General features: G+C 43.1%; 21 protein-coding genes and 1 riboswitch. Of the genes, 16 read left to right on the forward strand and 5 right to left on the reverse strand.

The genetic code is table 11. From position 1 onward, the window contains the following. Window positions 1-26: 26 nt before the first annotated feature. The 8 genes from gntR to I8J31_RS00975 all read left to right on the forward strand — a co-directional run bounded on the left by gntR (window position 27) and on the right by I8J31_RS00975 (window position 7913). Entirely contained in the window at window positions 27-1079 is a 1053-nt protein-coding gene (gene gntR, locus I8J31_RS00940) for an HTH-type transcriptional regulator GntR (protein ID WP_199466311.1), read from the forward strand. A gap of 132 nt (window positions 1080-1211) precedes the next feature. Beyond that, complete coding sequence (locus I8J31_RS00945; protein WP_199466312.1) at window positions 1212-2255, forward strand: TRAP transporter substrate-binding protein; 1044 nt, start codon at window positions 1212-1214, stop codon at window positions 2253-2255. 116 nt (window positions 2256-2371) lie between these two features. Beyond that, a complete protein-coding gene (locus tag I8J31_RS00950; protein WP_199466313.1) occupies window positions 2372-2947 on the forward strand; it encodes a TRAP transporter small permease subunit in 576 nt (191 codons plus the stop codon). A 2-nt stretch (window positions 2948-2949) separates the two neighbouring features. Then, window positions 2950-4278: a TRAP transporter large permease gene (locus I8J31_RS00955; RefSeq protein ID WP_233402521.1), complete on the forward strand. Its 1329-nt coding sequence runs from the start codon at window positions 2950-2952 to the stop codon at window positions 4276-4278. Between the two features lie 45 nt (window positions 4279-4323). Then, on the forward strand, window positions 4324-5229 hold the full coding sequence (ltnD, locus tag I8J31_RS00960; RefSeq protein ID WP_199466314.1) for an L-threonate dehydrogenase: 906 nt from the start codon (window positions 4324-4326) through the stop codon (window positions 5227-5229). 10 nt (window positions 5230-5239) lie between these two features. Further along, window positions 5240-6505 carry a 3-oxo-tetronate kinase gene (gene otnK / locus I8J31_RS00965; RefSeq protein WP_199466315.1) on the forward strand — a complete coding sequence of 422 codons (1266 nt, stop codon included), beginning with the start codon at window positions 5240-5242 and terminating at the stop codon, window positions 6503-6505. Continuing rightward, window positions 6502-7152, forward strand: coding sequence for a 3-oxo-tetronate 4-phosphate decarboxylase (gene otnC / locus I8J31_RS00970; RefSeq protein WP_199466316.1), 651 nt, complete (start codon window positions 6502-6504; stop codon window positions 7150-7152). Before otnK ends, otnC begins: the two co-directional genes overlap by 4 nt. After that, window positions 7152-7913 (forward strand): hydroxypyruvate isomerase family protein, encoded by a 762-nt coding sequence (locus I8J31_RS00975; protein ID WP_199466317.1) that lies wholly within the window; start codon window positions 7152-7154, stop codon window positions 7911-7913. Before otnC ends, I8J31_RS00975 begins: the two co-directional genes overlap by 1 nt. Window positions 7914-8247: 334 nt before the next feature. On the opposite strand, the gene I8J31_RS00980 is transcribed toward I8J31_RS00975, so the two are convergent. Together I8J31_RS00980 and I8J31_RS00985 are read right to left on the reverse strand one after the other, a co-directional pair. Continuing rightward, a complete protein-coding gene (locus tag I8J31_RS00980) occupies window positions 8248-9183 on the reverse strand; it encodes a DMT family transporter (protein WP_199466318.1) in 936 nt (311 codons plus the stop codon). A 151-nt stretch (window positions 9184-9334) separates the two neighbouring features. After that, a riboswitch (FMN riboswitch) is annotated at window positions 9335-9496 on the reverse strand. Window positions 9497-9581: 85 nt separating this feature from the next. After that, window positions 9582-10511, reverse strand: coding sequence for a GlxA family transcriptional regulator (locus I8J31_RS00985; protein ID WP_233402541.1), 930 nt, complete (start codon window positions 10509-10511; stop codon window positions 9582-9584). Between the two features lie 124 nt (window positions 10512-10635). On the opposite strand from I8J31_RS00985, the gene I8J31_RS00990 reads away from it, so the two are divergent. Together I8J31_RS00990 and rarD are read left to right on the forward strand one after the other, a co-directional pair. After that, complete coding sequence (locus I8J31_RS00990) at window positions 10636-11145, forward strand: cysteine hydrolase family protein (protein ID WP_199466320.1); 510 nt, start codon at window positions 10636-10638, stop codon at window positions 11143-11145. Window positions 11146-11231: 86 nt separating this feature from the next. Beyond that, window positions 11232-12143: an EamA family transporter RarD gene (gene rarD / locus I8J31_RS00995; RefSeq protein WP_199466321.1), complete on the forward strand. Its 912-nt coding sequence runs from the start codon at window positions 11232-11234 to the stop codon at window positions 12141-12143. A gap of 94 nt (window positions 12144-12237) precedes the next feature. Here the strand turns inward: rarD and I8J31_RS01000 are convergent, their stop codons facing one another. After that, a complete protein-coding gene (locus I8J31_RS01000) occupies window positions 12238-12711 on the reverse strand; it encodes a hypothetical protein (protein WP_199466322.1) in 474 nt (157 codons plus the stop codon). A gap of 576 nt (window positions 12712-13287) precedes the next feature. Between I8J31_RS01000 and I8J31_RS01005 the strand changes: the two genes are divergently transcribed. Then, entirely contained in the window at window positions 13288-15642 is a 2355-nt protein-coding gene (locus I8J31_RS01005) for an EAL domain-containing protein (RefSeq protein WP_199466323.1), read from the forward strand. On the opposite strand, the gene I8J31_RS01010 is transcribed toward I8J31_RS01005, so the two are convergent. Both I8J31_RS01010 and I8J31_RS01015 read right to left on the reverse strand, forming a co-directional pair. After that, window positions 15639-15878, reverse strand: a complete 240-nt coding sequence (locus tag I8J31_RS01010) for a DUF1272 domain-containing protein (RefSeq protein ID WP_199466324.1) — start codon at window positions 15876-15878, stop codon at window positions 15639-15641. The two genes, I8J31_RS01005 and I8J31_RS01010, sit on opposite strands and share 4 nt — an antisense overlap. Before the next feature lie 166 nt (window positions 15879-16044). Further along, window positions 16045-18033, reverse strand: a complete 1989-nt coding sequence (locus tag I8J31_RS01015) for a HAMP domain-containing methyl-accepting chemotaxis protein (RefSeq protein ID WP_199466325.1) — start codon at window positions 18031-18033, stop codon at window positions 16045-16047. 550 nt (window positions 18034-18583) lie between these two features. Here I8J31_RS01015 and dgt point away from each other — a divergent pair. The 5 genes from dgt to I8J31_RS01040 all read left to right on the forward strand — a co-directional run bounded on the left by dgt (window position 18584) and on the right by I8J31_RS01040 (window position 22182). Next, window positions 18584-20089: a dGTPase gene (dgt, locus tag I8J31_RS01020; protein ID WP_199466326.1), complete on the forward strand. Its 1506-nt coding sequence runs from the start codon at window positions 18584-18586 to the stop codon at window positions 20087-20089. Between the two features lie 21 nt (window positions 20090-20110). Next, entirely contained in the window at window positions 20111-20557 is a 447-nt protein-coding gene (locus I8J31_RS01025; protein ID WP_199466327.1) for a GNAT family N-acetyltransferase, read from the forward strand. Between the two features lie 80 nt (window positions 20558-20637). Then, on the forward strand, window positions 20638-21204 hold the full coding sequence (locus tag I8J31_RS01030) for a TetR/AcrR family transcriptional regulator (RefSeq protein WP_199466328.1): 567 nt from the start codon (window positions 20638-20640) through the stop codon (window positions 21202-21204). 51 nt (window positions 21205-21255) lie between these two features. Next, on the forward strand, window positions 21256-21546 hold the full coding sequence (locus tag I8J31_RS01035; protein ID WP_199466329.1) for a YciI family protein: 291 nt from the start codon (window positions 21256-21258) through the stop codon (window positions 21544-21546). An 18-nt stretch (window positions 21547-21564) separates the two neighbouring features. Then, entirely contained in the window at window positions 21565-22182 is a 618-nt protein-coding gene (locus tag I8J31_RS01040) for a DNA-3-methyladenine glycosylase I (RefSeq protein ID WP_199466330.1), read from the forward strand. The last annotated feature ends 26 nt before the right edge of the window (window positions 22183-22208 follow it).

The raw sequence follows: 22208 nt of genomic DNA on the forward strand, positions 1-22208 counted from the left end.
ATGCATCTTTATGAATGGAATAACGAATGAGCAGTAAAAAAAATAACAACATCTCAAGTCGAAGTATGGGTAGGGTCACCTTATCCGATGTTGCAGAAAAAGCAGGGGTTAGCCCAATAACCGCCTCAAGGGCGTTGAAAAATCCTCAGCAGGTCTCCGAAAAGCTTAGAACAAAGATCTACGATGCGGTTAATGAACTAGGTTACATTCCAAACCATGCCGCACGGTCATTAGCCTCTTCCGAAACCAAAATTATTTCTGTTATTTTCCCTTCCCTTTCCAATGCGGTATTTCCAGATTTATTAGACGGTATTCATGACACCTTAACGCCCGCTGGGTACCGGATCTTACTTGCCAATACGCATTATGAAAGCGATCAAGAAGAAATATTAGTCAGGACCCTACTTGAACAAAGCCCTGATGGCATCATAGTAACGGGCATCGACCAGAACGAACGCACTCAAAAGTTATTGCTTGGCGCTAAGACCCCTGTTGTACAAATCATGGAGCTAACCGATTCTCCAATTGATATGAATGTTGGTTTTTCACATTTCCAAGCATCCTATGATTTAGTCCGGCATTTACAAAACGCGGGCTACCAAAAGATTGGCTTCATTGGCGCACGCATGGACCCTAGATCTCAACGTCGCATGGAAGGCTACAAACACGCCATGCAAGATAACAATATCAGTAATGACAATTATGTATTAACTAGCCAAAGCCATACCTCATTCAAATTGGGAGCCAAGCTCTTTAATCAATTATTTACCCAACACCCTGAATTAGAGGCGATTTGTTTCAGTAATGATGACCTTGCTGCTGGCGCTATATTTGAATGCAACAGAAGAGGGATCTCTGTCCCTAAAGACATTTCCATTGCCGGATTTAACGACCTACCCTTTGCAGAAGAACTGACTCCCCCCCTGACTACGGTTTCTATTCCGCTGTATGAAATGGGTAAAAAAGCGGCTGAGTACCTGCTCCATAAAATTGTGAATCGATCTCACCCCACCCCACGCCAACATGATGTCAGTTATAAAATAATCGAACGAAAAAGTACCTATTCTCATTTAACTTAACCGAGTTAAAAATTTAAAACTGCCATTTGACAGCGCTATCATTTATGGTAATCTTAGAAAATGGTCGCTATTTGATAGCGCTACCAAAAGATCATTATCTGTCTTCCAACAACAATTAAAAAAGGAATAATCATGCTTTCTTTCATATCAAAAAAGAACCTCACTGTCGTCGCTCTTTCTACCGCCGTGCTTTCAACTTCCTCAGGCCTATATGCTGCCGATGCAAAATACAAATGGACTTTCCAAAGCGGAGCGCAAGCTGGCGATAGCTTTTTCGCCATCCAACAAGAGTGGGCTGAACGTGTCGGTGTTATGAGCCAAGGTGAGGTCGATATTGATCTGGTTCCTGTTAACTCGGTTGTCGCCTACAACGAAACCCTTGATGCCGTTGGTGCGGGGATTCTGCAAGGTCACATTGCTGACCCTTCTTACTTCAGTGGTAAAGATCCTGCCTTTGCTATGCTAGGCAATCTTGTGGGTGCTTGGAGTAGCCCCTATCAGATGTTTGGATTCATGGAATATGGTGGCGGTAAAGAAGCCTATAACAAATTGGTTAACCCTTACGGCTTACAATTTATCGGTGCCGCATCAACCGGTGTTGAGTCTTTTGTATCAAAAGTACCGATCCGCAGTGTTGAAGACTTTAAAGGCGTAAAAATGCGTGCTCCTGAAGGCATGGTGCAAGAAGTATTTGCCTCCATCAAGGCAGCCCCTGTGAACTTACCGGGCTCTGAAGTTTATACCGCTTTAGATAAAGGCGTTATTGATGCGGCAGACTACAGCGTCTTCTCCACAAACCAAGCACAAGGCTTACATAAGTTCGCCAAATACCCGCTTTTCCCAGGTTTTCATTCAATGCCAACCCTTGCTGTGTCAATGAATAAAAACACATGGGACGACTTACCTCCTTCGTTAAAAGAAATACTGTCTGTTTCCGTACGCGAGTTCGGCTACGACATGGTACAGCGCCTTGAAATGCTCGATAAAAAAGCCGTTGTTGAAGCGAAGAAAGACGCGTCGATAGAAATCATCAACTGGTCGGATGAAGAGCGTGCGAAGTTCCGTGGTATTGCTCAGAAGCAATGGAAAAAATGGGCAGAAAGATCGCCTATGGCCAACGAAGTCTACACTAAAGTATCGGCTTACCTAATAAGCCAAGACCTGCTAGCGAAATAATCGTTTTCTTGGACTGAAGCGAGGAGCAAGCAAGGCGCTTTTACCTCTATAAGAGGTAAGCAGACAGCCTTTCTTCCTCCTCACTGCTTTCTATCCAATTCTCTCAGGATACTACGATGAATAATAACGAAAAGACCAACACGTCAGTAGAAGACACCGCTGTCGTTACCTTAGATCACCTCAATGACATTCAATTTAATAATGCATTAGATCTTTGGGTGGATAGGTTAGGAGGTTATGTTTCCTACCTATTTTTAATCAGTGTTGGCATCAGTTTCTACGAAATCATCAGCCGCTATTTCTTTGACGCCCCAACGATCTGGGTGCATGAGTCAACCACCATGATATGTGCTCTATGCATGGCTTATGGCGGCTCATATTGTCTGGCTAGAAATACGCACATCAGCATCAAGATGCTGTACGACGCTGTCGGTGATCGAGGCCGACATTTTTTAGATATATTAAATGGCCTGCTATCCGTTTTCTTTTGTTCTCTCATTGCTTATGCCGGTTACATCATGACTCACAAGGCACTGTTCACACCCTCTGGCATGTTTCGCTTAGAAACCTCAGGTTCTGCTTGGAATCCCATTACACCCGCCATTGTGAAAACGGGGTTATTTGTGATCCTCGTCTTAATGACGGTACAAAGCATCATTCGATTAATCCAAGCCATTAAAAAAGCGAGATAAGTATGTTTGAACTATCGCAAATAGGCATCGAAGCTGCATCTTATCTGATGATTGGCTCTATTTTATTATTACTCGTTACTGGACTACCACTCGCTTTCGTTACTGGCTTGGTCGCGCTTGTTTTTGCTCTCGGTTGGTTCGGGCCTATGGCCATTCCCCTAGTCACCACACGTATATACAGTTTTGTGAATGAATACGTGCTCATTTCCATTCCCATGTTTGTATTAATGGCCTCGATTCTTGATAGGTCGGGCATCGCCAAAGATTTATACAACACGCTGCGTATGTTTGCTGGCCGTTTACCCGGCGGCGTCGCGGTACAAACTCTGTTTGTGGCGGTGTTTCTTGCTGCCATGTCGGGCATTATTGGTGGCGAAATCATTCTTCTAGGATTGTTGGCTTTGCCTCAGATGTTACGACTGGGCTATAACCAACGCCTCTCTATCGGCACAGTATGCGCAGGGGGTTCTTTAGGTACCATGGTGCCACCTAGTATTGTGCTCATTATTTATGGTTTAACCGCTAACGTTTCAATTAGTGAGTTGTTTCTCGCGTCTGTTATTCCTGCCTCGTTATTAGCGTCACTCTATATTGCCTACATCCTAATACGCTGTTTCTTAGACCCGAAAATGGGGCCACCAGCACCAAAAGATGAATTGGATATTCCTTTTTCAGAAAAAGCATCGCAGCTAAAAAGCATTATATTGCCTGTTCTTGTGGCGGTATGGGTGCTCGGCAGTATTTATGCAGGCATTGCCTCGGTAACAGAAGCCGCTTGCATGGGTGTGGTAGGTGTCATTATTTCAACCATTGTCCGCCGCGAGCTGACTTTCTCAATGATGAAAGCAAGCTTAAAGCAAACGCTCAACACCTGCGGAATGATCATCTGGATTGGTATAGGTGCAAGCGCTTTAGTGGGTGTATACAACTTAATGGGGGGCAACCGTTTTATTCAGTCCGTCATTTTGGGGCTAGACATTGCGCCTATTTTCATTGTCCTGATCATGATGGCTATTTTAATCGTGCTTGGATTGTTCATGGATTGGATAGGCATTGCCTTACTGACCATGCCCATTTTTGTGCCTATTATTATTGCGCTGGACTACAACCCTATTTGGTTTGGTATTTTGTTCTCCATGAATATGCAGATTTCTTATCTCAGCCCGCCATTTGGACCCGCGGCTTTTTACCTGAAAAGTGTCGCACCACCACACATCACCCTAAAAGAAATTTTCCTTTCTCTGTGGCCTTTTATTTTATTGCAAATTTCGGCTCTTGGTTTGGTCATGGCGTTTCCTAGCATCGCTCTGTGGTTACCAGGCCTCAATTAACACACTAGGTCATGTCCAAATTCTTAACTTTATAGGTAATTATTTATGTCTAATTCTACGTCTGTTTTTTCTGTTATTGGTTTAGGTTCTATGGGAATGGGGGCCGCTAAGTCTGCCGTGTCAGCAGGGTTAACCACCTATGGTTTTGACCTCAACCCAACAGCCATGAGTGCTTTTAAAGAGCATGGCGGCATGGCTCCAGCCACCCTTCTAGAGGCGACCAAGGATGCCGATGCGATCCTACTCATGCTGGTGAATTCAAATCAATGTGATCAAGTACTATTCGGCGAACAAGGCATTGCCACCTCACTTAAACCCAATACGGTCATTATCTTAGGCAGCACGACATCGGCAAGCTATGCAAAAACGCTTAACGAAAAATTGCAAGCCATGGGTCTAAGAATGATTGATGCGCCAGTTAGCGGTGGTGCAGCGAAAGCGAATACTGGCGAATTATCTATTATGGCGTCAGGCCCAGAACAGGCTTTTGCAGACTGCCAACCGCTTTTTGATGCCATTGCAGCAAAACTATACAGAGTAAGTGACACCGTTGGTGGTGGCGCCTCTGTAAAAATGATTAATCAACTGCTTGCTGGTGTTCATATTGCGGCCGCTGCAGAAGCTATGGCGTTGGGGCTAAAAGCAGGGCTAGATCCAGAGATGGTCTATGAAATCATTTCAAACAGCGCAGGCTCATCTTGGATGTTCCAAAACCGTGTGCCAAAGATTTTATCCGGCGATTACACACCAAATAGTATGGTCGATATTTTTGTGAAGGACTTAGGCATTGTGCTTGATGCAGGCAAAGAGTTTAAATTTCCTTTGCCTATTTCAGCAAGCGCTCATCAACAATTCTTGTCCGCTAGCGCAGCAGGTTATGGCCAAGAGGACGATTCAGCCGTCATCAAAGTCTACCCAGGCATAAACCTGCCAACGACCAAAAGCAAATAAGGAGATAGTTATGAGTGTGCTTTTAGGCTGTATTGCCGACGATTTCACAGGAGCAACGGATTTAGCCAGCTTTCTTGTTAAATCTGGGATGAGAACCGTTCAGCTGATAGGCGTTCCCGATTCCTCTATCGATTTGAGCGAGGCAGATGCTGTTGTCATCGCCTTGAAATCACGCACCTTACCAGCGAGTCAAGCAATAGAAGAGTCTGTTGCGGCTCTAGAGTGGCTTAAGCAATACCAATGTGAACAATATTACTTCAAATATTGCTCTACATTCGACTCAACCAAAGAAGGTAATATCGGCCCTGTCACCGATGCTCTATTGGATAATCTAGGTGAAGAATTCACCATAATATGCCCCTCTTTGCCGGTAAATGGTCGCACGGTATACAAGGGCCATTTGTTCGTAAATGATGATCTACTTCATGAAAGCGGTATGCAAAATCACCCTCTGACCCCCATGACAGATGCCAACCTTATGCGAGTCATGGCATCTCAAGCCAGAGGGAAAGTCGGTGTCGTTCCTTTTGAAACTATTTCAGAAGGCGCTGACCGTATTAAGGAAGCCTTTACAAAACTAGCGCAAACTCACCGCTATGCGGTCGTAGATACGCTCTCAAACGATGATCTCTATCGCATAGGCAAAGCCTGCACCAACCTAAAGCTACTCACTGGCGGTTCTGGTTTATCTGTTGGCTTAGCGAAAAACTTTGAAGACAAAGGCTTGTTTAACATCAAAGACAACTCCGCTGAGCTTAGCAAGGTACAAGGGGATGCTATCGTGCTGTCTGGTAGCTGCTCTGTCATGACACAAAAGCAGGTTGCGCGTTTTAAAGAAAACAATCTATCAAAAAAAATATCGCCGCTTGATATTGCTTCTGGCGCCATAGCACTTGAAGACTATCTGACTTGGTTCGATGAACACCGAGATACGGGCACTGTCATGTTTTACGCCACAGACACGCCAGAGAACATCAAAAATATCCAAGCTGTATTAGGGGTTGAAAAGGCCAGTGAGATTGTTGAAACCTTTATGGCAGATTTAGTAACCGCCCTAGATAATAGAGGCGTTACTAAATTTGTTATCGCAGGGGGTGAAACCTCTGGCGCCGTCATCAAGGCGTTGAAACCAACGATGTTGAAAATTGGTGCCAGTATTGCTCCGGGCGTGCCTTTAGCAGAGATGACAGGAGATACGCCAAAATTAGTGGCGCTAAAATCGGGTAATTTTGGCGATGAAACCTTCTTCGAAAAAGCATTGGAGATGATGTTATGAGCAGCAAAGAAAGCCAGTTAAGAGAGCAAATTTGTCTCATGGCAAAATCGCTTTTTGACCGTGGGTTAACCTGTGGCTCGTCAGGCAACATCTCAGCACGGACCGAAGATGGCGGCTTGCTCGTCACACCAACAGGAAGCTGTTTTGGGCGACTTGATCCTGCCACCCTAAGTCGTTTTGACCAACAGGGTCAACTCATAGAAGGTTTACAGCCAACCAAAGAAATGTCCTTACACGAAGCCTTTTACAGCACTCGATCCAGTGCCAATGCCATCGTTCATTTGCACGGTACCTGTTCTGTTGCCATGTCCATGATGCCGGATGCCGATGAAGACAATTTTTTACCGCCATTAACCCCTTACTCCATTATGAAACTTGGGAAAGTAAAGCTGTTACCTTATTTCATGCCGGGTGACCCAAAAACAGGCGATGCCATTCGAGGCCTTGCCGGTAAAAGGTCCGCGGTCATGCTGGCGAACCATGGTCCGGTTGTCGCAGGTAAAGACTTAGAAGCGGCGGTTTATGCCATAGAAGAACTAGAAGAAACCGCTAAGCTTGCAATGATGATGCGAGGCTTTGACGCGAAAGTCCTAAACGAAACCCAAATACAGCAAATCATTACGAAATTTAATGTGGAGTGGGATTGATGACAAAATTTTCAGCAAACTTAGGTTTTTTGTGGAACGACAAGCCCTTACCAGAAGCCATTAAATTAGCACACCAAGCAGGCTACTCGGCGGTTGAGTGCCATTGGCCCTATCAGTTTGATGCCGATGAGGTAAAGGCTGCACTGCAAGAAACCGGGCTCACCATGTTAGGTTTAAATACCGACAGGGGAGATGTCGCCAAAGGTGAAAATGGTTTATCCGCGCTTCCCGGAAGAGAAGCACAAGCGCAAGCAGCCATTGACCAAGCCATTGATTACGCAGTAAAAACAAACACATTAAACATTCATGTGATGGCGGGCTTCAGCTCAGGAGTCGAGGCGGAAAAAACCTTTATTCATAACCTGCAATACGCTGCTGATAGAGCCAAACTCCATAACATTAACATCCTAATCGAACCCCTAAACCATTACGACGCGCCAGACTACTTCTTGCAAACATCCGAACAGGCAAAAGGCATTTTACAGCAGGTAAAAAGGGACAACGTAAAACTCATGTTTGACTGTTATCACCTGCAAATTATGGAAGGCGATATTTGTCGACGTTTAGAGAAATTAATGCCCATTATCGGCCATATTCAAATCGCTTCCGTACCTGATCGCCAAGAACCGAATACCGGCGAATTAAACTACGCTTATGTATTCTCCAAACTAAAAGAGCTCGGTTACTCCAAGCCCATTGGTGCGGAATACAAACCTAAAACAGGAAGCGTCGATTCGAGTTGGCTAACCGAATACCGCTAAGCATTTAGAGAAAGAGCCCTTACTCATTCTCTCTCTAGAGGCCTTTGCACGAAGTCGCGAGCAAAGCCAAGACGAGGCAAAAAGAGACGAAAAAGCGGACACTTACATGGATGTAAGTGTTAGAGCGACGCAGGATGCCAAAGCCGAGTTTATGGGTTATAAATGAGCACTTTGAGTCTATTTTTAACAATGTATTGGTACGCACAGCAATCGTGCAAAGGTCTCTAACTAGTATTTTCGTCTTAGGTCGAAAATCTACGCCTGCCGATAAATTTAGCAGGCTTGTTATTGCGTCACTCTCTATTTGCCCCGTAAGGGGCTTTTTTATAGAAGATTAAGCACCTTGAACGATCGCTTCCTTCTCAATGCGGTTTAACTCTTTCAAGCGCAAGCCAATGTTGCCAAGGATCAGCATCAAGCCACCAATAATTTGATAGCCTGTTAGCCCCATATCAAGGAACAGCCAGTTGATTACGCCAGCAAAAACAGGGAAGGATAATTCCGCTAAGGTCGCCATTTGCGCAGGCACGGTTTTTAACCCTTTATAGTAAAACCACATGCCAATGAAGCCGCTCAACATGGCCATGGTAATGGCTAAGCCTACATCGATAGACTTCATCGCAACCAAGCTTTCCGGTTGTGCCATGGCTAAGGGTAATAACACCAATAAGCCAGCAAGAAAGCGACCAGACATAATCGCGTTTGCAGGCACATTATGATGGGAAAGGTATTTACCACAAACCGTTGCCGCGCCCCACGCGAAGACAGCGATAAGCGTATAGCCATAGCCTTTTAAAATGCTCATGCTATCGCTAGCATAATGCCACTGAGCATCACCTAATGAACGTAAATCAGGCCACATCATCACAAAGCTGCCCGCTAAAATAACCGCTGCCCATTGCACAAAGTTGCCTTGAATACGTTCTTTCAAGAACCAATAGGCCAGTAAAATCGCAACGATTGGCTGTAGTTTTTGCAGCAAGATCACCACAGTCGGATTCAAATACGCAAAAGCCTGAGTAAAGGCCAAGGTACCGATAGCCGAACCAACGCCGCCAATAAAGAATAAGCAGCCAAAGGAAACCGCCGATAAGTTACGAAATACTTGACGATAACGCCACAAGAAAGGACTGGTGAAAATGACCAAGGTGAGATGTTCAATAAGAACAATTTGCAGCGTGGAATACCCCGCGCTCAATAGCGGATAACGAATTAACGTATCCAAGGCCCACGTGAAGCACGCGACCATGATAAAAAATGTTCCTGCCATCTTTGTTTTCTCCAAATGAATAAGATGCACAGGGGTGATGAGGAATATACCAAGTGACTCACATGCGAATGCATGCAAGGTAAAACGTAATAAATCACGCCAGCGAAAAGAACCACGGCTCAATAAAGAGTCATGGTCTTTTCACTGCTTGGTCGATCTTCTATCATCCGGACTGTAACCGTCGGCTCTGGAGTCACACCAGATCTGCTGACCCTTCTCCCATAACCACTAAGTTAAAAGAAAAGGCGCTCGCGGGCTTTTGCAAAAGCAATTTACCGCCGGTGGGGAATTTCGCCCCGCCCCGAAGTTCGATTTATGTAAAATTTAAGTATTAACTGTAAACCCGCCATCGCTTTTAGGCAATGACGATTTCTCTCACCAAAATGAAATGGTCTATTTCAAATAAGGGTTCGAAACTTTTCACGAAAGACTTTTGGCGATAAGCCCATCTCTCGAACAAACAATTTACGAAAGCTACCCGCATCTTGATAACCCACATCATAGGCAATGGTTTCAAAGGTTTGCTGACTGCTTTCTAGTAAATCACAGGCCTTTTGTACTCTGAGGCGCTGGAGATATTGATTCGCCCCCAATCCTGTTGCTTTCAGAAAGCGACGCTGCAAAGTACGCTCACTCAAACAAGCACGTTGAGCCAGTTCATTCATCCCAATAGCCAAATAAAAATGACTGCCTAGATACTGCTGTACTGACACAATGGTCTCATCACCATGTTGAAAGTTAGGCTTGAAAGTACGATAAAACCTTTGCTCTCTTGGCCCAGTATCTATCACTAGAATTCGGCCTAGCTGCCTTAATACACTTAGAGTAGAAAACTGTGTCACCACTTCAAAACCTAAGTCCAACCAGGACATCATGCCACCAGCCGTCATAATATCGCCATGATTCAGCAGTATGGCTTCGGTTTTTAACTCTGCTTGGGGAAAGTGCTCACGAAAGGAGGTCTCTAAGCCCCAGTGAGTGGTACAGGAACGTTTATTCAATAGACCTGTGCGAGCTAAGATAAAAGCACCGGCGCAAGCTGACGCCAGCACACAGCCCTGTTGATACTGTTCTAATAACCAAGCGGTTATTGATTTATCCTCCTGCAGATAAGCATGCGTTGGACCACTGGGTGGAATCAGCAGCACGGCGTAGGCCATTTCGGGTAAAACGTCCGTGGTCAGTAGCTCACACTGAAACTCTACGGCTAATTTTTGCTCAGTAAACAGTCGATTCGCCAGCACAAACATTTCCTGCAAACCAAAAGCCGCAGACTGCAAACAACCTTGATAATTTAATACGCCAATTTTGATCGTTTTTCTGTCCATCACGCAATGTCGTTTATCACCTATTTTAAGTCATTTTAGACACTGCTGAAATGATATACAAATCTTCATACTGGGACCTTCTAAATCAAACCCTATCTAAACAACATATACGGAGCAGAGGAAAGTGAATAAAACAGCCCTAATTGTTATCGATGTACAGAACGACTACTTCCTAAAAGGCAAGTTTCCCCTCTGGAATACTCAACAAACATTAGAAAATACCCTTGCTGCAGTGGAGTTAGCAAAAGCTCAGTCTATGCCAATTATTTTGGTCCAACACATCAGTGATGCTGCGGGCCTTTTTGCAAAAGGTGAGGTGGGTACGGCGTTGCACCCCGATCTAGAAAGCAAAGCAGCCAATGCGGAACGGGTTATAAAAACGTTCGCAGACGGCTTCGAACAAACCAATTTGGAAGCGACACTACAGGCCCATCAGGTTGACACTTTACTCATCTGCGGCATGATGACGCAAAACTGTGTAACCCATACAGCCATATCTAAAGCCGCAGAAAAATATCATGTCACGATTCTGCAAGACGCGTGCACCACGGTAGACGAAAATATTCATGCCTTCGCACTCAATGCCCTCTCAACACGTTTACCACTAACAAGCGTCAACGATGCTCTCTCATGAAGAGTCGTCAATAAAAAAGTAAACCCTCTAAATGATTTTAGAGGGTACAATTACTCTCCTCAAAAAATGAGACTTGGAGTAATACAATGGAATCCTCCCGAAGCGGTACCTTATTTGCCTTCTCTGCTTTTTTTCTATGGGCTATTACGCCAATTTATTTCAAAGAGATGTCTTTTGTTCCCGCCACTGAAGTGCTTTCTCATCGGGTAATCTGGTCTTGTATACTCGCTTTCATTCTCATTATTGGTCTAGGCTATGGCGCTCGTTTAAAAGCCGTCATCACCTCACCAAAAATATTGCTCGCCATGCTGACATCAACGGTTTTAATTGCTGTTAATTGGGGAACCTTTATTTGGGCGATCCAAAGCAATCAAATGCTCAGTGCTAGTTTGGGTTATTACATCAATCCATTAATCAGCATTTTGTTAGGCATGATCTTCTTTAAAGAAAAACTGGATAGGGTGCGTAAAATTGCGGTAACGCTGTGTTTCCTTGCGGTTAGCTTTGAGATTATTCAATTTGGCTCTTTGCCTTGGATCGCCTTATCCCTTGCATTATCCTTTGGGTTTTACAGTTTAGTACGCAAAAAAATCGCTGTCGATAGCTTTACTGGAATGGCCATGGAAACCGCTATTCTTGTCCCCATCGCATTAAGTTATTTAATGCTAACAGACTCTCCTACCTCAAACATTCTAGACAATTCCGCCCATGTGAATTGGTTACTATTTGCCTCTGGCCCTATCACCATGGTGCCTTTAATGTGCTTTGCGGCGGCAGCAAACCGAGTCAGTATGACCACACTTGGCTTTTTCCAATATATCGGTCCGACGGGCATGTTTTTATTGGCCGTTTTTGTTTATGACGAACCCCTAAGTACAGAAAAACTCACCACCTTTGTATTGATTTGGTCAGCTTTGGCCATGCTAATTTTTGATTCGATACGCAAGATGAAAAAACGTCCCAGCCCTCAAGTAGTCAAAAACGAAACTTCTAAATAGTAACCACTTAACTTGTGCTTAAAACTGAGTTTTAAAAACTCAAAAAAAAGCCCTAGCGGATCTCGCTAAGGCTTTCTAAAAATGATGTCTAAATTTAAGCTTTTTCTAACTTAGCCAGCCTAATGATGGTTTCTAAGGAACTTTTTAATTGCCAATAAGTATCACCCTTAGGTAGTGACTTTTTCGCGCATTGATTAATGGCGTAAGCATAATCAGTAATCAGCTTTTGATCCGAATAACGTTCGTTCAAATGCCTCATGAAGGTGACTTTGTTTCTATAAAACAACTTATTCATTGCTTTTGCTTTCTTGGCATTACCGCCATAAAAGCTCAATAGTCCGGGCGTAATAACGTCTTCTTGAAGATAAGCACTATATGCTGACAAGCCCTTACGAATTAAAGCAATATCATTCTTTGTATATCTATCTCCGATTTTAGAGACTTTGATATCGACAAAATCTACTAAAGCCTGACAAGACTGGGCCTCATTGATGGATGGGTATGCAGCCATGGATAAAGGCGCAACAACCAAGCACAACATTGAGACGACACTTTTTATGTATTTCATATAAGCTGCCTCATTATTATTTTTATTCTTCTATCAGAAACCATTATTCCCAATAGTCGAATCATTTCGCAGGTTTCTAACCCTTATACTAGCACCAGACCTAACAAATAATTACAAAAAACACATTTTTTTTACAATTAAAGTGTCCTAGACACCCTTTTGCATCGTAATATATCATTTTAGACCTAGACAGAAACAGTTCATTACTTAAGTGGTTACTGTACTTTGAGTCATAAATCACTCAAAACACAGCGCCGATTTCGACTCCCTATCTCATCAGGTTAACTGACACATATTATCCTTAATAAATCGGCAGAAAGGGTGAAACCTTAAACAATGATACTTTTATCACAGCCCTATACAGACTTTAAAAAAGCGTTACCAGCGTTTCAACTTCTACTGAACAATACAACTAAATACCTTCTACAGTATAGCAGCGTCATCATACAACCACGGAGAAATGACAATGCTAACACTATTTTTTGGTGCCTATCAGGAGTAAGGGACAGCAATATAATCAATCGAGCTCTCTTTCATAAAGTTTTAGGTGCCTAAATTCATAAACAGGATAATAAGTTGTTAATTTTCCTAGATTTTCTAAAAAAAATGCAAAGAATGGGGCTATATTTTTCTTTTCTTGTAAAACCGCCCTCTATACCAAGTGAGCATGTTGACGCCTATCGAGCACAGCAATTTCGTGCGATTGCCGCACAACTCCCCCTCGCTTGCTTTTCAACTTATCTCATGGCTTTTATTGGTTTTTTCTTTGCTTGGAAAGGGTCACACTCCTTACTGCTCATATCTTTTGGGCTCGCCCTCATTCTAGTAGCCACATCCGAGTTGCTTCTTTGGTGGCAATACCTTATTCAAGATAAGACTAAGAAAGTCACTAAAACAGTTGTCCGAGTATTGGCCATTGAATTAGGGCTAACAGGACTCCTTTACGCCTTCATAACCATTTACCTATTCAGTATCTTTTCCGACCATGAGCGCATCATGCTTATTTCCGGCATTGCAGGCTTTATTTCCTGTGGTGGTTGGATATTCGCCAGTATGCCTTTAGTGGGACTAACTTGGACCATCAGTTTATGTGCGGGGCTCATTATCGGGCTGGTTTTCCTATTTGGTGATACCTATATCCTACTGGAAGCAATGATTGCTTTTTACTGTCTTCTGCTATGTGGCGTGACCTTGGTTTCTTACCATAAATTTTTAGACAACCTAATGACGCAGAGCGAAATTGAAAAGCAGCGACAGTTGGTTGAATTATTACTTAATGACTTCGAAGAAAAAGCCAGTGATTGGCTATGGGAAACAGACAAATACGGTTGTTTGCGTTATGTATCCTTGCGACTTATGGAAGCAACAGGAAGCGATACAGAAACACTTATAATTCGATCTTATCCAAATATAATCAAAGGTCTACTTTCTGCTTCAGACGATAAAGATTCTAAATACCTAGATACTTTCATGACGAGTTTGGGTTCTAAAAAAGACTTCAATGGCATCATAGTTCCAGTTAAAGTCGATGACACAACACGATGGTGGTCTTTTTCAGCAAAGCCTTTATTCGATAACGACAAGCAGTTCAATGGTTGGCGTGGAGTCACATCCGATATTACAGACGCCTACCTGCACGAAAAACAAATGATCAGGCAAGCGAACTCAGACACACTGACAGGCATAGGTAATCGACACTTCTTTAATGAAAAACTGACATCTTTTTTTAATGAAAACACCACCAACCAACCATGCGCCTTGCTTCTATTAGACCTAGATAACTTCAAAATGGTTAATGATTCCTTTGGCCATGCCACAGGCGATGCATTGCTTATCGAAGTAACCAATAGACTAAAAGACACCATACCTCAAAACGCAACCCTTGCACGATTAGGGGGCGATGAATTTGCAATCATCCTATCGTCTGACCTAGAACAATCTGCCGTAACCGCCTTATGTGACAAACTTCAACAGACTCTTACCCAACCTTGGCGTCATGGAGAAAACCACCTTGAAATCCATGCCAGTATAGGAATCGCCTTTACTCAGGACAACATACACAACACAGAGAAGCTATTAAGAGCGAGCGATTTAGCCCTATACGCCGCCAAAGACTCAGGCCGAGATACCATCCGCTTTTTTACACCTGATATGGAAATACTCGCTAACAACAAGAGACAGATCCTAAACGATATTCGTCAAGCTTTAACTAATAACGAGTTTTCACTGCATTATCAGCCCCAAATTGATCTAGCAACCAATACCATTAAAGGCTTCGAAGCATTGGTCCGCTGGCAACATCCAAAGCGTGGATTCATTTTGCCGTCGGAGTTTATTTCACTTGCAGAAGAAAGCGGTTTAATTGTCCCCCTTGGTAATTGGGTGTTAAAACAGGCCTGTTTAGACGCTCAAAAGTGGCCATCTCACATCTATGTAGCAGTTAACGCCTCGGCCGTTCAGGTTGAAAGAAGTGACTTTCTCGCAGAGGTGAAAAAGATAATGACACAAACTCAACTGCCCTACCATCGTTTAGAAATAGAGCTTACAGAATCTACTTTGATGGCAAATGATAACGCGGCGTTGTCTCTACTTAATGAGTTAAAAGCCATTGGCGTTCAAATAGCATTAGATGACTTTGGTACTGGTTTCTCTTCTCTATCTTATTTACGCACTTTCCCTCTAGATAAAATTAAAATAGATCGCTCATTTATTTCCCTACTAGAGAGCGACGACAAGGCCTACGCCATTATCCGAACCATCACTCAGCTAGCACAAACCCTGCATCTTTCCACCACAGCGGAAGGCATTGAAAGCGAAACACAGTGCTCTATTCTGGCAGGTCTTAGCGTGAATTATGGCCAAGGCTATTTATACGCAAAACCTATGTCAGCAGAAGAAACGCTCATCTTTATTAACAACTATCAGGCCTAACCCCTATCAATATTAGATAACATACGTTGTGTCGAAGCAGGGTGACGAGCTAACGCGTCCACAGGACGAATAGGACGCGGTACAAAATTCCCGCCGCAGTTGGGACAAACGCCTTTCAATATCAGATCCACACATTGGCGACAAAAAGTACATTCAAACGAGCAAATCATCGCCTCTTTTGACGAGGCGGATAGATCCTTATCACAAGATTCGCAGTTCGGTTTTAGTAACAACATAGGGGCTCCTCAAACATGACATCATTATCAGTCTCTAAAGCTAGTGCCTTTTTATCACCATCAACAGGGCCAATCGGGACAAAGAAGCAGGTCAATTAAGACAAAAAAGCCGCTAACACCTTAAGGTATTAGCGGCTCTATCAAACCATGAGGTTAGGTTTGCAATTTAGTTCTGCGCTAAAGAGAAATGCGACATTGTCTCTTTCATAGAGACAGTTTGATGACTTAACTCTTCCGACGCCGCCGCTCCTTCCACAGACGCCGCTGCATTCATTTCAACCACACCGCCAACCGATGTAATGGCTTGTGTTACCTCGTCAACAGCAAGCGCTTGCTCATTACTTGCGGTCGCAATACCTGACACCAAAGCAGCCGTATCATTAATGCCAGCAAACACCGCTTGCAAGGACTTCTCTGTATTTTCCGCAATGGCGACACCATTCTCCGTTTTGGTGGAGGACAATAGAATCAATTTGGCCGTTTCAGACGCCGCATCGGTACTTCTTGAAGCCAATCCACGCACTTCATCCGCCACAACCGCAAAACCACGCCCTTGCTCTCCGGCACGAGCCGCTTCAATCGCGGCATTCAACGCCAACAAATTCGTTTGCTCTGCGATTTCATCAATGGTCTTAATAAAGGCGGCAATACTTTCACCGGCCTCTTTAATCTCATTCATTGCGGCAACCATTTCTCTCATGTAATCCTGCCCTTCCGAGACGGCTTTTTGGGCGGTTTCTGCAAGTTGGCGAGCTTCATTTGCACTGGTGGCATTTTCATTGGTTTGGGTAGAAAGCTGCTCAAGTGCGGCGGCAATCGTCTGCAAATGATCTTTTTGCTGCGTCGCCCCTTCTGCAAGTGAACGGCTGACCCCAGAAACTTCCGAGCTACCTAACGCAATTTGCTCGCCGGAATTCTGAATGTCGAGCAAAACCCGATTCAAATTTTTTACCATGTCTTTTAAGGCTTGTCCCAAGACATCTTTCTCAGACGCTAACACCACTTGAGTAGACAAATCACCATCGGCAATCCGCTGTGCTAACGCTGCCTTATCTTTAAGGCTATTCACCATGACACGAATCGCCGCGTATAAACTCTCCTTGTCTTCATTATTATCCGGTAAATCTGCCGATAGATCGCCTTCAGACACACGTCGAACAACACCGGTCACCATCTCTGGATCGCCACCTAAGCTCTTAGTCGTCGAACGGGTAATAAGCAACGCAATAGTCACACCGATAACAACCGCAATGACAACAAGCAACTCAATAATAATAATCGCTTTGCCGTTACTACTCTGTACTTCTGGGCCTAGAAGGTCTTGATCTTTTTTAATAGACAACTTCAAGTCTTCCGCCATTTTAGCAATAACAGGCCCTATCGTATTCAAAGTGTCATTTATGATTACATTACGATCAATGATGGCTTTCACCACCTGATCAAACGCGTTTTCATATAAAGAGAGGCCTTCCTGAACCTCTTTTAATAAAGCTCTACGTGTTGGGTTCTGCAATTCTTTATCTAATATTGTTAACTGCATATTGATATCAGAAAACTCTTTCTGCACCCTATCAACCGCCGCTTGAGAATTGCCGTTCAAAAACTTCAAGGCATATAAACGAGCCAGTAATAGGCTTCTGGTCGCTAATGAAGCATTGTATGCAGCAGACATGTCACCGTCTTCTTTTGCTGAGATCAAAATCTTGGTTAGGTTTTTTTCAATTAAAGGGCCATTCTTATCTAGTACATTGCCAACAAGATCGTTTCTTTGTGCCTTAAGTGTAATAACCTGTTGAAAACCTTCATTATATTGCGTTAGTAACGCAGCAACTTCATTAATGGTATTTGCCCGCTCTGGATCCATAATGTCTTTTGTTGCCTCATCCATATAGCTTTGCGTTTTTTCCCAGTAGAAATCAAATTCATCTTTGTCCTTCTGATCAGAAGTAATAATAAAGTCCTTAACATTCATGCGAACCATCAACATATTAGCCTGAACTCGACCTACTGCATTGGTGGCTCTCGCCAAAGAACGATAATCACCGAATCCAGAAGAAGCATTGCCCAAAGCCATATAAGAGGTCACAGCAACAAGGCACAACAACATAAGCAAAACGGTAAAACCTATGTATAACTTTTGAGTAAAACTGAACATTTCTCTATCTCCGATAGATTATTTGAAACAAAACTTCATGTAATTAACATCCAGAATCTAACGATATCTGTCATATGACGAGGCATTTGATAGCTTCTTAAGCAATGTTAAGCGTTATTCTATTTGGATATGGGAGGGGTGAAATAACCCTCTAAAACCACAAGATGAGATTAGACTAAAAATAGAATTCAAAATGCACAGAATTTGCTCTTTTTGGTAAAGATTTGTTCATACTTTGTGCACTTTTTGATGTTTGTCATGAAAACATTAGAAAAATAGAATGTTACGATGGAAATAGGTTTGTTATGGCATTTCAACCACCTTTCTAAAACCTTTAAATTGATAAGTCGCCATAAAAATGCTTCATTATCAGAGACCTTTTCACGAAGTCGCGAGCAAAGCCAAGACGAGGCAAAAATAGACGAAAAAGCAGAGTTTATGGGTTATAAATGAGCATTTTGAGTCTATTTTTAACACTGTATTGGTGAGCACAGTAGTCGTGCAAAGGCCTCTATCAGTAATATACAATTCAAAGATAAGGACGTTACAAGTGGCTATTAACTTTTACGAGAAAATTCTTCCTCAACGCCTCTATAACCGACAAGATTTCGATCAAAGTAATCGAGACCTTTCTATCTTCGAAAGTGATAGGGGAAGAATAATAAATTCTGCCGCCATCCGTCGCTTACAACAAAAAACTCAAGTGTTCCCATTAGAACGCAACGCCGCTGTACGTAGTCGTTTGACACATTCTATGGAAGTTCAGCAAGTCGGGCGCTATATCAGCCAGCAGATATTCAAAAAAATTGGCAAACAGAAAATTGAAGAATACGGACTGTCTAATTTAGATCGTCAATTTGAGTCCATCGTAGAAATGTCCTGTTTAATGCACGACGTGGGAAATCCGTCATTCGGCCATTTTGGAGAAGAAGCCATAAAACAATGGTTCAATGATCACACCGAAGCACTCTTCAAACGCGATGATATTCAAGATTCGCAAGATGAACTGTCGCCACTCAAACAAGACATAGGTAACTTTGAGGGTAATGCCCAAGCCTTACGAATCGTAGAATCTTTACTGACACTGAACCTAACCTACACGCAAATATCGGGCATTATTAAATACACACGCCGAGGTGACCATGCGAAACCCGATAAAACAAACCCCAAAAGCTATCTTCAAAAGAAGGTGGGTTACTACTTAAGCGAAGTTCCCGTAATAAAAGCCGTCAACAAGGCTTTAAATATTCAAGATGGTTGCCGATCTCCTTTTTCCTATGTCATGGAAGCCGCAGACGATATTTCCTACTGTATTGCAGATATTGAAGATGCCGTAGAGAAGGGGATTTTGAAATTTGATGAGCTCATCGACAAGCTTAAACAGGAATGCCTAAGGCTCACCAATGACAGTAAATTCTCTATCAAAGCAGACGAAAAGGACTTAATGGAAAAGCTCATAAACAGGAGCTTATGGGGTTATAACAAATCCAAAATCGACAGCGATTTCTTCGTATCCTTCCGCGTTGCCATGAACACAAAATCGGTTGTCCATGCGAGTGAACAATTTGTTATCAATATCGAAGAAGTGTTTGATGGCACCTACAATCAAGCCTTGGTAGAAGATGGTAGCTGTTATCATGCCTTGCTCGAAGCTCTAAAATCCGTCGCTTTTAAATACGTTTTCTGCGCCAAAGAAGTCCAAAAACAAGAACTCCAAGGTTACCGAATCATCTCTGGTTTATTAGATATCTACAAACCTCTGCTCGATTTAAACAAAAAAACCTTTAATGCCATTTTAGATGAGGAAAAACACACACCCATTTATCAAACACGGCTGTATAACAAACTCTCCAATAAACATGTAGCCGCCTATAAAAAGAGCATCGCAACACTCGACGACTTCAAAAAACACTTTGAAGATAGCAAACTAAACAACATCAGCGACAACGCATGGGAATTTTACTTTCGTTGTCGTCTCATTCAAGACTACATTAGCGGCATGACAGACCAATTCGCCTATGATGAATATCGTGCTTTAAATATCATTGATAGTTAAGGCTTGTTAGAGGAAATCAACATGGAGATTCGCAAAATAAAATCCAGCGATGCTGCCAATTGGTCGGCCCTTAGAATCGAATTTCTGCCTGAAATTAAAGACATTAGCCAAGCGGAAGTGAAAGCCTTTTTCGCGGGGAATAACCCTAATACCCAAGAAGTGTTTGTCGCTACTAGTGCAACAAAACAATTCATTGGCTTCATCGAGCTCAACATTCGCAGTAATGTCCCCGGTAGCGCTCAGCAAGAAACACCCTATATAGAAGCTTGGTTTGTCTCACCGAAATACCAAGGCCAAGGTATTGGAAAACGCCTAATTCAAGCTGCTGAACACTGGGCAATAGAGCAAGGTTTTCAGGAGCTCGCCAGCGACGCACAGATTTCCAACGAGAAAAGCATCTGTCTGCATAAAAAGCAGGGCTTTAAAGAAATAGAACGCATTGCTTGTTTACTGAAATCATTGAATTAAAAACTTTGACATTTTAGGACGATCGACCTAAATTAATAGGACGGCCATCCTATTAATAATTAAAGTAACTCGATAATCCTATGAGCAAGCAATCTACTTACCAACAAATAGTCAACGCCGCTGACAATTTGTTTTATCAAAACGGCTTTGAACACACTTCTTTTACCGACATTTCAAACCTTGTGAGTATTTCTCGAGGTAATTTTTACCATCATTTTAAAACAAAAAACGATATTTTAAGTGCGGTTATCAAAGCGCGTCTCGCCAACACTCAAGCCATGCTAGATGAATGGCAAACAGCAGAAGCCACACCCGAAGGCCGTATCAAATGCTACATACATATCCTGCTAACAAACTGGGATAAAATTCAGCATTACGGTTGTCCTGTTGGCACACTCTGTACCGAACTCGCCAAACTAAACCACGCATCAAAAGAAGAAGCGACTCAAGTATTCACCCTATTCCGCCAGTGGTTAAAACAGCAATTTAAGCAATTAGGCCATGTCGACGACGCGGATCAACTTGCCATGCATGTGCTCGCTTGGAGCCAAGGCGTAGCCACTATTTCCAGCACTTTTCAAAACAAAGAATTCGCCGAACAAGAAGTTCAAAAAATCAATGCCTGGCTAGATAAGCTGAATCATTAAAACCTCTTCTTCGGCTAAAGAACGAAAAAGACTTCAATAGGAGAAAGCACCATGTTTATCGTATTACTTAGCTTTTCAGACAATAAAACCCAAGCGGGGCAACATATGAACGCCCATAACGAATGGCTAAAGCACGGCTTTGATGAAGACGTTTTTATACTAGCTGGAAGTATTCAGCCTGCTAAGGGCGGTAGCATCCTAGCTCACAATATTTCCCTTTCCGACTTAGAAGACAAAGTGAACGAGGACCCTTTTGTCGTAGCCAATGTGGTGTCTGCTGAAATTATAGAGATCGCGCCAGCAATGGCAGATCCCCGCCTAGATTTCTTACTAACAAAGTAATCCACAGAGAGTAGTTGCATGGGCTCAAATACAGAAAAGCAAAATAACAAATCACGTTGTTCATGGGCGGATTCCGCGCCAGATTTTCCCCATTACCACGATACAGAATGGGGCTTTCCAGTCGCTGACGACCAACGTTTGTTTGAAAAGCTCTGTCTCGAAACCTTCCAATCAGGATTAAGCTGGCGAACCATACTGACCAAACGCGAAAATTTTCGCCTTGCCTTCCACAACTTTGACTTCAATCAAGTCGCACTATTTGGCGACAAAGAGGTCAAAAACCTTTTAGAAAACAAAGGCATTGTACGTAATAAACGCAAGATACTCGCGGTTATTAACAACGCCAAACGCGCACAAGAGATGGTCGAAAAAGAAGGATCATTAGCGGCTTTCATATGGCGCTATGAGCCGGACGAAAGCACATTGCCACCACCACAAACTCAAACCACCAGCAAAGAGTCCATTGCCCTCTCTAAAGACCTCAAGAAGCTAGGCTGGCAGTTTGTTGGCCCAACCACGCTTTATGCCTTCATGCAGTCCATGGGGATAATCAACGACCATGCCGAAAATTGTTTCCTGCGGAAGGAAATAGACCAAGCGAGGAAGACTTTTAAAAGACCCAGTAAAAATAAATAAAAGCTTCTTTGAAACAGCACCTAATG

Origin of the sequence: Marinomonas transparens (assembly GCF_016463975.1) — a bacterium.
GTDB lineage: Bacteria > Pseudomonadota > Gammaproteobacteria > Pseudomonadales > Marinomonadaceae > Marinomonas > Marinomonas transparens.